The organism is Neisseria sp. P0009.S007 (assembly GCF_051962515.1).
In genome coordinates, this window is sequence record NZ_JBQCVF010000054.1 from 1 (window position 1) to 13,006 (window position 13,006).

Sequence of the window (13,006 nt, forward strand, 5' to 3'; positions counted from 1 at the left end):
TTGTGCGGGCCGAGAACGGGTACGTCGCAGGTTTTCAAAAGTTCAACCACGCCGCCTGCGTGGTCAAGATGGCCGTGAGTCAGCCAAATGGCGGTCAGCTTGAGGCCTTTGTTGTGGACTTGTTGCAATAAATAGGGTACGTCGCCGCCGACATCGGTCAAAACGGCTTCTTTTGTTTCGTCATCCCAAATCAGCGTGCAGTTTTGACGGAAGGGGGTAACGGCGTTGATTTCAAATTGGAGTGCCATGGGTGTTCCTAGGAAATACTTATTTAATGTTGTTTGCGTTTAAGACGGCCTTTGGTCTATTTCTATTAGAATTTAGGCAATGAGCAACCTTCGTTAGCAACGATTTTGCATTCAGGAAGTCCTGATGCTCGACATTTTTGTAGCGCTTTAGCTTCAGCTTTACCTAATTCTGTTACTACTGAGAAAAGCTTCCATTTCTTGCCTAATTTACCTTGTGCAACGGCAATGCAGCCATTTCGCCCCCAAACTTCTATTTTACATGGCGCATTACTTCCTCCTCGTTCACAGGTTTTAATGGCTTCTCTTTCTGCTTCCTCACGAGAATTCATATCAAGTGCACCACCTGCAATGCCAGTTTTAGGATTAAATGCCCAAGCTCCGTGTTTTGAAGGAACATTGATGTTGATAATTTCCGTAGGTTGTCTTTGTTGGCGGTAACCAGACGAGCCACAATTGGGGTTGTAGCCGTATTGGCATAAGCTAGGGTCATTTTGCAACGCGCCTCTGGTTGCATCATAAGTAGGGTTGGCAACGCAGACATTAAGGCTTGTCAGTCCCAATACCACAAAAAGCAATTTTTTCATTTCAAGTCCAATCTGTTAGTTATCTAAATCTTTGTCAGTTGACGCACGCCGTCATTTATAAGGTTTCCAATACATCGGGCAATTCAGCCAAGCTGTTGAGCATAGCAACATGGGGCAGGGAGGAAAGTTGTTTGGCAGTGTGCGCGCCGGTGGTGACTGCGATGGCGCGGATTTTGGCGTTGGCGGCCATTTCTAGGTCGTGGGTGGTGTCGCCGACGACGACGGCCTCTTCCGGTTCAACACCCAGTTGGTCGCAGAGAGCGAGTACCATGTCGGGCGCGGGTTTGGACGGATATTCGCTAGCGCAGGCGGTTTCCAGCCAAAAGGTTTGGGTATCGGTTTGTGCAATGGCTTTATCCAAGCCGCTCCGCCCTTTGCCGGTCGCTACTGCAAGCCAATAGTCTTGTTGCTTCAAGCGTTGCAGGCAGGGCAGGGCTTCGGGGAACAGGGTCATGTTGCGGTTGTTGGGATTGAGATAGTGCGCGGCATAGGTCTCAATCAGGGTTTCCTGAACGTGTTCGCTGACGTTGTGGGTAAGGCGGCGAATGATGCCGGAGAGGCTGTATCCGATGAGCGGGCGGATTTGGTCAGCTTCGGGAACGGGCAGACCGCAATCGGCAAAGCTTTGCTGAAAGGTGTGGATGATGGGGTTGGTGGTGTCGGCAAGCGTGCCGTCCCAGTCGAAAATGATGAGTTTGGGTTTCATGGGTTTCCTTTCAGACGGCCTTTTCCTGATTTTCCAACATTAAAACAAATTGCGCCAATTCTTGCGGCAGGGGGGCTTTCAGGATCAGTTTTTCGCCGGTCAGCGGATGGGAGAGGTACAACTCGGAAGCGTGCAGGAACATTCTTTTCAAACCGAGTTTCTGCAGGCGTTTGTTGGCCTGATAGTCGCCGTAGCGTTCGTCGCCGGCAATGGGGCAGTCTTGCGATTGCAGGTGGACGCGGATTTGGTGGGTGCGGCCGGTTTTCAGGGTAGCTTCGACAAAGGTCAGGTCGGATAGGCCGACTTGGTGCAAAAGGCCGTCTGAAAAACGGTTTAACACGCGGAAGATGGTGTGGGCGGATTGGCCGTCTTCGCTGACGCGCACCATTTTTTCGCCTTGTGCGCCGGTGTGTTTGAACAGGGGGAGCTTGACGTGGAAGCGGTCGTTCGGCAGCTTGCCGACACCCAGCGCGAGATAGATTTTTTTCGGATGGTCGTTGCGGATGGCTTCGTGCAGCTTCACCAAGGCGCTGCGTTTTTTGGCAATCATCAAGAGGCCGCTGGTGTCTTTGTCGAGGCGGTGGACGAGTTCGAGATAACGCGCTTCGGGACGGGCGCGGCGGATTTGTTCGATGACGCCGAAACTCACGCCGCTGCCGCCGTGGACGGCAACGCCGGACGGTTTGTTGATGACCAAAAGCGCATCGTCTTCATAAACGATGTCAAACTCGCGTGCTGGCGCGGCCTGGTTTTCAGACGGCCTTTGTTTTTCGGCGATGCGTATCGGCGGAATGCGGACGGTATCGCCTGCCTGAATGCGGTTGTCGGGTTTGCAGCGTTTTTTGTTCAGCCGCACTTCGCCGGCGCGGATAATGCGGTGGATATGGCTTTTCGGGACGCCTTTGAGGATTTTTATCAGATAGTTATCAAGGCGTTGGCCTTCCTCGTGTTCGGCAACGGCAATCAGGCTGACTGAATCTTTGCGTATTGCGTGCATTTTCTCTATAATCCCAAACGTCCGTTTCTGGACCCGAACCTGCCGTTGCAGGCCGTCTGAAACGGATTTATTGTTAAAACGAGATTTTATATTAAAAACGCACTCCGCAAAGCATTTCCTTGTGTTTGTTCAAAGCCGGCAAACGCAATCCCGTAATTAAGTTTGAATTGAACCTGCCGTCCGGCCGGGCGTAAGACGCAGTCCGCGCAGCACCGTCCGAAATTACCGGCGCTACGATAATAAGAAGATGTAGGCTGCCTTAATTTTGTCCGAAGCATCAGCATTCGGACGGCAGCGGAACCATCAACCTTTCCGCCGCATTGTTCTTTATTTCCTTCTTTATCCGAATCCGTCCGCACATGGCTTGAGCTCAAGCATGCAACCTTGCGGATTTCAAATCAAATACTGGTTACACGGGGATTTTCCCATCTTGCCTTTGAAGAGTGCCAACCGGACAGACAGGCCGTCTGAAAAAGATATTCACAAATCAAACGGCCGCTGTTCACGAGGTGACTATGAAAAGAATGTTATTCAACGCAACGCAGGCCGAAGAGCTGCGCGTTGCCATTGTCGATGGCCAAAACCTTTTGGACTTGGACATCGAAACGCTGGGCAAAGAACAGCGTAAAGGCAATATCTACAAAGGTATCATTACCCGCATCGAGCCGTCGCTGGAAGCGTGTTTCGTCGATTACGGAACCGACCGCCACGGCTTTTTGCCGTTTAAGGAAGTATCGCGTTCATATTTCCGCGACTACGAAGGCGGCAGGGCGCGTATTCAGGACGTGCTCAAAGAGGGCATGGAAGTTATCGTCCAAGTCGAAAAAGATGAGCGCGGCAACAAAGGCGCGGCACTGACCACCTTCATCAGCCTGGCCGGCCGCTATTTGGTATTGATGCCGAATAACCCGCGCGGCGGCGGCGTATCCCGCCGTATTGAAGGCGAAGAGCGCCAAGAGTTGAAAGCCGCCATGGCCGAACTCGACATTCCGAACGGTATGAGCATCATCGCCCGCACCGCCGGCATCGGCCGCAGCGCGGAAGAGTTGGAATGGGACTTGAACTACCTCAAACAGCTCTGGCAAGCCATTGAAGAAGCAGGCAAAGCACACCATGACCCTTACCTGCTCTTTATGGAAAGCTCGCTGCTGATTCGTGCGATTCGCGACTATTTCCGTCCCGATATCGGCGAGATTTTGGTGGACAATCAAGAAGTTTACGACCAAGTTGCCGAATTCATGAGCTACGTCATGCCGAGCAATGTAGGCCGTCTGAAACTCTATCAAGACCACACGCCGCTGTTCTCCCGTTTCCAAATCGAACACCAAATCGAAAGTGCGTTCTCACGCAGCGTCAGCCTGCCTTCCGGCGGCGCGATTGTGATCGACCATACCGAAGCCCTGGTTTCCATCGACGTCAACTCTGCGCGTGCCACACGCGGCTCGGATATTGAAGACACCGCGTTCAAAACCAATATGGAAGCCGCCGAAGAGGTCGCCCGTCAAATGCGCCTGCGCGACTTGGGCGGTTTGGTCGTCATCGACTTCATCGACATGGAAAATCCGAAACACCAACGCGATGTTGAAAACGTCCTGCGCGACGCGCTCAAAAAAGACCGCGCACGCGTGCAAATGGGCAAACTTTCGCGTTTCGGCCTTTTGGAGTTGAGCCGCCAACGTTTGAAACCGGCTCTGGGAGAAAGCAGCCATGTTGCGTGTCCGCGCTGTGCCGGTACAGGCGTCATCCGCGGCATCGAATCCACCGCCCTGCACGTTTTGCGCATCATTCAAGAAGAAGCAATGAAAGACAACACCGGCGAAGTACACGCACAAGTGCCTGTCGATGTTGCCACCTTCCTGTTGAACGAAAAACGCGCCGAGCTGTTTGCGATGGAAGAGCGCTTGGATGTGAACGTCGTCCTGATTCCAAACATCCACTTGGAAAATCCGCACTACGAAATCAACCGCATCCGCATTGATGACGTAGAAGAAGACGGCGAACCGAGCTACAAACGCGTTGCCGAGCCGGAAGAAGACGAATCCGCCAAACCTTTCGGCAGCGAAAAAGCCAAAGCTTCCCGTCCTGAGCCAGCTGTCAAAGGCGTACGCCATACCCAGCCTGCACCGACTGTCGCCCCTGAGAAAAAAGCCTCTTGGTGGGACAGCTTCAAAGCTTGGTTGAAACGCATTTTCGGCGGCGAGCCTGCACCTGTCGCAGTTGCTCAAGAGCCTGCCGAAAAACGCACTACAAACAACCGCAGCCAAAACAGTAACCGCCGTTCAAACAGCCGCCGTCAAAATCCACGCCGCAACAACAAAAACGACGGCAGCAAAGTCGAAGTGCGCGAAGTGAATGCCGAAGCTGTCGACAGTAAGTTTGAAGAAAACAAATCAAACGAAAGCCGCAACGACGAGCGTAAAGACACCCGCCGCAACCGCAACCGTAACAACCGCCGCGATGATCGCAACAACGAGCGCAATCGTGTTGAGGAAGTGGTTGAAGACGTAAACGTTCAGGAAGTGGCTGCACTGGCTGAGATGCCGTCTGAAAACCAAGCGGAACAAAACGGCAATAAACGCCGCCGCAACAACAGTCGCAACGAGCGCAACCGTCATCAACCTGCGGAAAACCGTGTTGAGGACGTGAACGTTCAAGCCGATGGCGAACAGGCGCAAGTCGAAGCGGACGACAACGCCCGCAGCGAAGAGGGTGTGAAAAACAACGGCCGTCAAGGACGCGACTGCAACAACCGTCAGCGCAACAACCGTCAGCGCAACAACCGCAACGACCGCCGTTCTAACAGCAAAAAACGCAATATTCCGTCTTCAGCAAAAATCGAGCAATACCTGAACATTACCGATACCGCCGACAAAGTTCTCTTTGCTGTGGCGCATGTTTTGGGTTTGAACGAAACGGTTGAAGCTGCAAATGCGACATTGTCTTCTGAAAGCGATCAAGCCGAGCCGCTGGTGATTGTAGTATCCGAGCCTGAAGTGACCAGCGCAGAGCCATTCGTATTTGCGATTGAAAGCGAAGACGAGCCTGCCGTAGCGCAAACTGAAGGCGCTGATGCCGAACAAGCCCTGCTTGCTTCTGCAGTCAGCAATGTCAAAGAAGCCATTGCTGCGGTATTGTCTCCAAATGCAACGGCTACTGTTGCATCGGTTGAAGCACCAGCCGAAACTGTTGTCACACAAACTGAAGCCGTAGCTGAAGCAGCGCCTGTCGCAATCGTTGTGCCTGAGAGCTTGGGCGATTTGATCTTCGTTGAAACCGATCCGCAAGCCGTTGCCGCTTTTGCCGCGCAGCCACAACCTGAACCGGTTGCTAAAACACGCCGTTCGGATGTGCCTAAAGTAGAAGTGGAAGACACAGCAGTCGAAATGATTTTGGTGGAAACACGCAAAGACTAAGATTGGTTTTCCAGTTAAAAGCCCGATGTTGAACGCATCGGGCTTTTTTACAGGAGAAGTGCTACGACTATAGGGAATAGTTAAGAAAAGGAAATTTCTTTTGAGGAGAGTGAGAAGTATGAAGCATCAAGAAGTTGGAGTTATCGATATTTAAAGGTCAGAATCATTGCTACCTTGAAAGACTTAGCCTTTACATAGGGTTGGTCCTGTATAAAAAATAAGATCATGGAAGTATGAATATGAAGTTAAGATATTTTGAATTAGATAGACCTTATGTGGAAAATCGCCAAAGGATCGAGGAGTTGATGGACTCAGCTTCATTAAGATACGAGGAGGCCAGGATAGAGGACTACAATCAAAATTGGAAATGCCGTAGAAAAGCGTTTGTATATGAATCGAAGTGTATGACATCTATGTTGGAGCGACTCTTCAAGCCTGTTCCAACTAAGGATTGTTGGAAAATCATCATAGAATGCATGGATAAGGTCTGCAATCCTTGTATCATAAACTTACTTGGTGTCTATACTGTTCAGGTTCCATTTGATTTTTGTACCTATGAAGCTTTAGATCCTGTTGATAAGAAAAAGATGCTCTTGGCTGCCTTAGTCGAAGGGGCAAACCGTGTATTTCATAAGCTTTCTATTCCATTCTGCTTACTTGGGGATGTAGTGAATGAAATAGAGAGAAACCATTATGAAAATAGTTGGGTATGGAAAAAGAAGAAGATTCAATCCACCACTTTTTCCATTCAAGTGGAACATCAGATCGATAAAGTTGACTTGTTTTGGAATATTGAAAATAAAGACAAGAGTATTCGTCATTTGATTAAAACCTGTCCTGCTCATGAAATGGATTATGGCGTTTACCTTGGTAAATTAGAGGTAAATGATAATTTCCTTTATCTATTGGGTAAAAATAATGAGGTCGTAAGCAAGGTTTCTATAAATAAATGAAGGATAGCTGCTTGTAGTTTTTCTTAAACAGCCAACTATGTCAGAGCGATGGAGTTAGAAAAGGCCGTCTGAAATGGTTTCAGACGGCCTTGGTTTGTGTGTGTATGTTTAGGTATTGTGATTATTTTTTGTTCAGAGAGTCACGGATTTCGCGCAACAACAGAACTTCTTCGCTAGGCTCTGCCGGTGCTTCTTCAGCAGGAGCTTCGGTTTTTTTCACAGAGTTGATGGCTTTAACCACACAGAAGATGGCAGCGGCAACGATCAGGAAGCTGATCACAGTATTGATGAACAGACCGATGTTCAGGGTAACGGCACCGGCTGCTTGAGCGGCTGCTAGATTGGCGTAACCTTCTGCAGGAGCGGCTTGTGCGCCGTCTTTCAGGGTGATGAACAGGTTGGAGAAATCAACGCCGCCGATCAGCAGACCGATAGGAGGCATGATTACATCGTCAACCAATGATTTGACGATGCCGCTGAATGCTGTACCGACAACCATACCGACTGCGAGGTCGACAACGTTGCCACGCATAATAAATTCTTTAAATTCTGAAGCGATTGACATAATTAATCTCCTGTATGTGTTTGAGTCAAAATCAGATGTAGTTCAATAAAACGGCAGGCATATTAACGCTTTATCGGTTAAGAAAAATTCATTAATGTTAAATTTTGTATTTCATGCTAAAAATGCCCGGCTTCTATGCCTTCTGTATGAAAAAACAGGCCGTCTGAATTTTTTCTGTTACTTTTTTACACCACTTTTTATCAGCGGCTAAGTATCAGATAACATGAATGTTATCTTTAGAATCAATGCTCTATCGGAATTTCAGATTAAGGTGGAATGATAATATAATAATGTTGAAAACATAATCATTAAAAACCTGTAAAGGTAATGTTTCGTATCCGTATTTGACTTTCAGACGGCCTTTTTGGTTATGCAGTTATTCAAGCCATAATGTAATAGTCATAAAAAACGCACTTTCATCATGAAAGTGCGTTTTGCGTGTAAACCGTTTAGTTCTCTTCGTCGTTCAGTGCGTTGATGCTGTAACCGCCGTCAACGTACGTAATCTCGCCGGTGATGCCGGAAGCGAGGTCGGACAGCAGGAAGGCGGCTGTGTTACCGACTTCTTCAGTGGTAACGTTGCGACCCAATGGGTTGTGGGAAGCGACGTGGCCCAAGAGTTTGCTGAGATCGGCGATGCCGGAAGCGGCCAGGGTTTTGATCGGGCCTGCGGAGATGCCGTTGCAGCGGATGCCTTCTTTGCCCAGGCAGGCGGCAGTGAAGCGGATGCCGGCTTCGAGGCTGGCTTTGGCCATGCCCATAACGTTGTAGTTAGGAATGGCACGAACGGCGCCCAAGTAGCTCAGTGCAACGATTGCGGCGTTGCGGCCCTGCATCATCGGACGGGCGGCTTTTGCCAGCGCAGGCAGGCTGTATGCGGAGATTTCGTGAGCGGTGTTGAATGCTTCGCGGCTGATGCTGTCGAGGAAGTCGCCGCTCAAAGCTTCTTTAGGGGCGAAGCCGATGGAGTGAACCAAGCCGTCCAAGCCGTCCCAGTGTTTGCCCAAGTCAACGAAAACTTGGTTGATTTCGTCGTCGCTGGCAACGTCGCAGCGGAACACGAGTTCGGAGCCGAGTTCGGCCGCCATTTTACGGACGCGCTCTTCCAGTTTGTCGACAACATAAGTAAATGCCAATTCCGCGCCTTGTTCGCGGCAGGCTTTGGCGATGCCGTAAGCGATGGAACGCTCGGAGATCATGCCGGTAATCAGAATTTTTTTGCCTTGCAAAAAGCCCATTTTCTTATCCTTTAGCAGTGGTATTGCGGTTGCATTAAACGGCGCATTATAGCAAAAACCGCTGTTTCGGTATAGAAAAAAACGGATAACCCTTTGTCTTGCCTCAAATAGGGATAAGGTTTTCTGTCAAGGCCGTCTGAAACCTGACGGAACGTCGGCAAAACGTTATACTTGATGGTGTTAATGACCGATGTTTCAGGAGTGAACCATGCCCGAGCAAAACCGCATTCTCTGCCGAGAACTCAGCCTGTTGGCGTTTAACCGCCGTGTACTGGCTCAGGCGCAGGATACGAAAGTTCCTTTGTTGGAACGTTTGCGTTTTCTGTGCATCGTGTCTTCCAATTTGGACGAATTTTTTGAAGTGCGCATGGCGTGGTTGAAACGCGAAAATAAATTGCGCCCGCATCAGCCGCTCGACAACGGCAAAACTGCGGCCGAAACCATCGAAGCGGTGGCGAAAGAGGCGCAGGCTCTGATCCGCGAGCAGTACGACCTGTTTAACAAAGTATTGCAGCCTGCACTCAGCCGTGCCGGCATTCATTTCTATCGCCGCCACAAATGGACGGCTGCGCAGAAAAAATGGATCGAAAACTATTTCGACAACGAGCTTTTGCCCATTCTCACCCCCATCGGCCTTGATCCGTCACACCCATTCCCGCGCCCGTTAAACAAATCGCTTAATTTCGCCGTCGAACTCGAGGGCACGGATGCGTTCGGCCGTCCGTCCGGTATGGCGATTGTGCAGGCTCCGCGCATTTTGCCGCGCGTCGTCCCCATGCCGTCTGAAATTTGCGGCGGTGATGCAGGCTTTGTGTTCTTGTCTTCGATTTTGCACGCCCATGTCGGCAAACTTTTCCCCGGCATGAAGGTTAAAGACTGCCATCAGTTCCGCCTCACGCGCGACAGCGATTTGACGGTGGATGAGGAAGATTTGAAAAACCTGCGTGCTGCGATTCAAAACGAATTGCACGACCGCGAATACGGCGACGGCGTGCGCTTGGAAGTGGCGGACACTTGTCCGGCATACATTCACGATTTCCTGCTCGCCCAGTTCAAACTGACTTCTACCGAGCTGTATCAGGTCAAAGGGCCGGTCAATTTGGTGCGCCTCAATGCCGTCCCCGATTTGGTGGACAGGCCGGATTTGAAGTTTCCGCCGCGCAATGCAGGCCGTCTGAAAGCCTTGCGCAAAAATGGCTCCGTGTTCAAACTGGTCAAACAGTCGCCGATCTTGCTGCACCACCCATATCAGTCGTTTGATCCGGTTGTCCAAATGATACGCGAGGCTGCGGCCGATCCGGATGTATTGGCCGTCAAAATGACCATCTACCGCACCGGCAGCAATTCCGAGCTTGTGCGCGCATTGATGAAGGCCGCGCTGGCGGGTAAACAAGTTACCGTCGTGGTCGAACTGATGGCGCGTTTTGACGAAGCCAACAACGTCAACTGGGCGAAGCAGCTGGAAGAGGCGGGCGCGCACGTCGTGTACGGCGTATTCGGCTACAAAGTCCATGCCAAAATGGCTTTGGTTATCCGTCGCGAAGACGGCGTGCTCAAGCGTTATGCCCACCTCGGTACCGGCAACTACCACCAAGGCACATCGCGCATTTACACCGACTTCGGCATCATTACCGCCGACGAACAAATCACTGCCGATGTGAACATTCTGTTTATGGAAATCACAGGCTTGGGCAAGCCGGGCCGTCTGAACAAGCTCTATCAAAGCCCGTTTACCCTGCACAAAATGGTCATCGACCGCATCAAGCAGGAAACCGAACACGCCAAAGCAGGCAAACCGGCGCGGATTACCGCCAAGATGAATTCCCTCATCGAGCCGAGCGTAATTGATGTGCTGTATCAGGCCAGCGCGGCAGGCGTGCAAATCGACCTGATTGTGCGCGGTATGTGTACTTTGCGCCCGGGTGTAAAAGGCTTGTCCGAAAACATCCGCGTCCGCTCCATCATCGGCCGCCAACTCGAACACTCGCGCGTGTATTGCTTCCATAACAACGGCGCAGACGATACCTTTATCTCCAGCGCCGACTGGATGGGTCGCAACTTTTTCCGCCGCATTGAAGTCGCCACGCCGATTACCACGCCCGAACTCAAAGAACGCGTGATCCGCGAAGGTTTGGAAATGGCTTTGGAAGACAATACCCAAGCTTGGCTGATGCAGCCTGACGGCAGCTACGTCCGCACCCAGCTGAAAGATGGCGAGCCTGCGTTTGGTTTGCAGGAAGGTTTGTGGAAAATATACGGACGTTGAGTTGAATAATGTCTCAGGCCGTCTGAAATGCAGGTTTCAGACGGCCTTTTTTGATTTTGCCGTTATAATTCCGTTTCCCAATCTTTCAGACGGCCTTTTCCTATGAAATCTTACCCCGATTCCTATCTTCATTTTGAAAACCTCGAATCTCCCGAAACGCAAGATTTTGCCGCTGCGGCGCATGCCGAAACGCGTGCGCGTTTTTTAGAAAACGACAAGGCGCGCGAATTGTCCGACGGTATTTTGGCGCAGTTGCAGGACACGCGGCAGATTCCGTTTTGTCAGGAACACCGCGCGCGGATGTACCATTTCCATCAGGACGCGGAATATCCGAAGGGCGTGTACCGCGTGTGTACTGCGGCGACGTACCGTTCCGGCTATCCCGAATGGAAAATCCTGTTTTCGGTGGCGGATTTCGATGAGTTGCTCGGCGACGATGTGTATTTGGGCGGCGTGTCGCACTTGGTGGAAAAGCCCAACCGCGCATTGTTAACACTGAGCAAATCGGGCGGCGATACGGCGTACACGCTGGAAGTGGATTTGGAAGCAGGGGAATTGGTAGAAGGCGGTTTTCACTTTCCGGCAGGCAAAAACCATGTGTCGTGGCGCGATGAAAACAGCGTGTGGGTGTGTCCGGCTTGGAACGAACGCCAGTTGACTGAATCGGGCTATCCGCGCGAAGTATGGCTGGTGGAACGTGGCAAAAGTTTCGAGGAAAGCCTGCCGGTGTATCAAATTGCCGAAGACGGCATGATGGTGAACGCGTGGCGTTATCTCGATCCGCAGGGGTCGCCGATTGATTTGATTGAAGCGTCGGACGGTTTTTACACCAAAACCTATTTGCAGGTCTCAGCCGAAGGCGAGGCGAAACCGTTAAACCTGCCCAACGATTGCGACGTAGTCGGCTATCTGGCGGGACATCTTTTGCTGACGCTGCGCAAAGACTGGAACCGCGCGAACCAAAGCTATCCGAGCGGCGCATTGGTGGCAGTAAAATTAAACCGCGGCGAATTGGGCGCGGCGCAGCTTTTGTTTGCGCCCGATGAAACGCAGGCATTGGAAAGCGTGGAAACGACCAAGCGTTTTGTCGTGGCGAGCCTGCTGGAAAACGTACAAGGCCATCTGAAAGCATGGCGCTTTAGCGATGGTAAATGGCAGGAAGTCGAATTGCCGCGCCTGCCTTCGGGCGCGTTGGAAATGACCGACCAGCCTTGGGGCGGCGACGTGGTTTACCTTGCCGCCAGCGATTTCACCACGCCGCTGACACTGTTTGCGCTGGATTTGAACGTGATGGAACTGACCGTCATGCGCCGTCAGCCGCAGCAGTTCGATTCAGACGGCATCAACGTGCAGCAGTTTTGGGCGACTTCGGCCGACGGCGAGCGCATTCCTTATTTTCACGTCGGCAAAAACGCCACGCCCGACACGCCGACCTTGGTTTATGCCTACGGCGGTTTCGGCATTCCCGAATTGCCGCATTATCTGGGCAGCGTCGGCAAATATTGGCTGGAAGAGGGCAATGCCTTTGTATTGGCGAACATCCGCGGCGGCGGTGAATTCGGCCCGCGCTGGCATCAGGCGGCGCAGGGAATCAGCAAACATAAAAGCGTCGATGATTTATTGGCAGTCGTGCGCGATTTGTCCGAACGCGGCATGAGTTCGCCCAAACACATCGGTTTGCAGGGCGGCAGCAACGGCGGCCTGATTACCGCTGCCGCCTTCGTGCGCGAGCCGCAAAGTATCGGCGCGCTGGTGTGCGAAGTGCCGCTGACCGACATGATCCGTTATCCGCTGCTGTCCGCCGGTTCAAGCTGGACGGACGAATACGGCAATCCGCAGAAATATGAAGTCTGCAAACGCTGGCTGGGCGAATTGTCTCCGTATCACAATCTTTCAGACAGCATCGATTATCCGCCCGCACTCATCACTACCAGCCTCAGCGACGACCGCGTCCATCCCGCCCACGCGCTCAAGTTCTACGCCAAACTGCGCGAAACCTCGCCGCAATCTTGGCTCTACTCGCCTGACGGCGGCGG

The 13,006-nt window shown here is 51.7% G+C and carries 10 protein-coding genes; 4 read left to right on the top strand and 6 right to left on the bottom strand.

Annotated features, from left to right (window positions below):
* The 4 genes from ACTHS3_RS06730 to ACTHS3_RS06745 form a co-directional block, all read right to left on the bottom strand.
* A partial coding sequence (locus ACTHS3_RS06730; protein ID WP_440367473.1) for an MBL fold metallo-hydrolase occupies nucleotides 1-248 on the bottom strand: 248 nt, incomplete at its 3' end.
* A 65-nt stretch (nucleotides 249-313) separates the two neighbouring features.
* Entirely contained in the window at nucleotides 314-832 is a 519-nt protein-coding gene (locus tag ACTHS3_RS06735) for a DUF4189 domain-containing protein (RefSeq protein WP_070624973.1), read from the bottom strand.
* A gap of 55 nt (nucleotides 833-887) precedes the next feature.
* Nucleotides 888-1,538, bottom strand: coding sequence for an HAD-IA family hydrolase (locus tag ACTHS3_RS06740; protein ID WP_070624974.1), 651 nt, complete (start codon nucleotides 1,536-1,538; stop codon nucleotides 888-890).
* A 10-nt stretch (nucleotides 1,539-1,548) separates the two neighbouring features.
* A complete protein-coding gene (locus ACTHS3_RS06745; RefSeq protein WP_070624977.1) occupies nucleotides 1,549-2,535 on the bottom strand; it encodes an RluA family pseudouridine synthase in 987 nt (328 codons plus the stop codon).
* 515 nt (nucleotides 2,536-3,050) lie between these two features.
* Here ACTHS3_RS06745 and ACTHS3_RS06750 point away from each other — a divergent pair.
* On the top strand, nucleotides 3,051-5,948 hold the full coding sequence (locus ACTHS3_RS06750; RefSeq protein ID WP_039861875.1) for an Rne/Rng family ribonuclease: 2,898 nt from the start codon (nucleotides 3,051-3,053) through the stop codon (nucleotides 5,946-5,948).
* A 233-nt stretch (nucleotides 5,949-6,181) separates the two neighbouring features.
* Nucleotides 6,182-6,901, top strand: a complete 720-nt coding sequence (locus tag ACTHS3_RS06755) for a hypothetical protein (RefSeq protein ID WP_199900426.1) — start codon at nucleotides 6,182-6,184, stop codon at nucleotides 6,899-6,901.
* A gap of 121 nt (nucleotides 6,902-7,022) precedes the next feature.
* Here the strand turns inward: ACTHS3_RS06755 and mscL are convergent, their stop codons facing one another.
* Together mscL and fabI are read right to left on the bottom strand one after the other, a co-directional pair.
* Entirely contained in the window at nucleotides 7,023-7,466 is a 444-nt protein-coding gene (gene mscL, locus ACTHS3_RS06760; protein ID WP_036492108.1) for a large conductance mechanosensitive channel protein MscL, read from the bottom strand.
* 449 nt (nucleotides 7,467-7,915) lie between these two features.
* Complete coding sequence (gene fabI, locus ACTHS3_RS06765) at nucleotides 7,916-8,704, bottom strand: enoyl-ACP reductase FabI (RefSeq protein WP_003748060.1); 789 nt, start codon at nucleotides 8,702-8,704, stop codon at nucleotides 7,916-7,918.
* A gap of 208 nt (nucleotides 8,705-8,912) precedes the next feature.
* Between fabI and ppk1 the strand changes: the two genes are divergently transcribed.
* Both ppk1 and ACTHS3_RS06775 read left to right on the top strand, forming a co-directional pair.
* Nucleotides 8,913-10,970: a polyphosphate kinase 1 gene (gene ppk1, locus ACTHS3_RS06770; protein WP_440367476.1), complete on the top strand. Its 2,058-nt coding sequence runs from the start codon at nucleotides 8,913-8,915 to the stop codon at nucleotides 10,968-10,970.
* A 102-nt stretch (nucleotides 10,971-11,072) separates the two neighbouring features.
* Nucleotides 11,073-13,006: prolyl oligopeptidase family serine peptidase (locus ACTHS3_RS06775; RefSeq protein ID WP_440367478.1), on the top strand; the 1,934-nt coding region annotated here is incomplete at its 3' end.

Bases quoted from the DNA above. Each gene is read 5' to 3' on its own strand.
- ACTHS3_RS06735 (WP_070624973.1), bottom strand. From the start codon at position 832: ATGAAAAAATTGCTTTTTGTGGTATTGGGACTGACAAGCCTTAATGTC.
- mscL (WP_036492108.1), bottom strand. From the start codon at position 7,466: ATGTCAATCGCTTCAGAATTTAAAGAATTTATTATGCGTGGCAACGTT.
- ACTHS3_RS06755 (WP_199900426.1), top strand. From the start codon at position 6,182: ATGAATATGAAGTTAAGATATTTTGAATTAGATAGACCTTATGTGGAA.
- ACTHS3_RS06740 (WP_070624974.1), bottom strand. From the start codon at position 1,538: ATGAAACCCAAACTCATCATTTTCGACTGGGACGGCACGCTTGCCGAC.
- ACTHS3_RS06745 (WP_070624977.1), bottom strand. From the start codon at position 2,535: ATGCACGCAATACGCAAAGATTCAGTCAGCCTGATTGCCGTTGCCGAA.
- ACTHS3_RS06750 (WP_039861875.1), top strand. From the start codon at position 3,051: ATGAAAAGAATGTTATTCAACGCAACGCAGGCCGAAGAGCTGCGCGTT.
- ppk1 (WP_440367476.1), top strand. From the start codon at position 8,913: ATGCCCGAGCAAAACCGCATTCTCTGCCGAGAACTCAGCCTGTTGGCG.
- fabI (WP_003748060.1), bottom strand. From the start codon at position 8,704: ATGGGCTTTTTGCAAGGCAAAAAAATTCTGATTACCGGCATGATCTCC.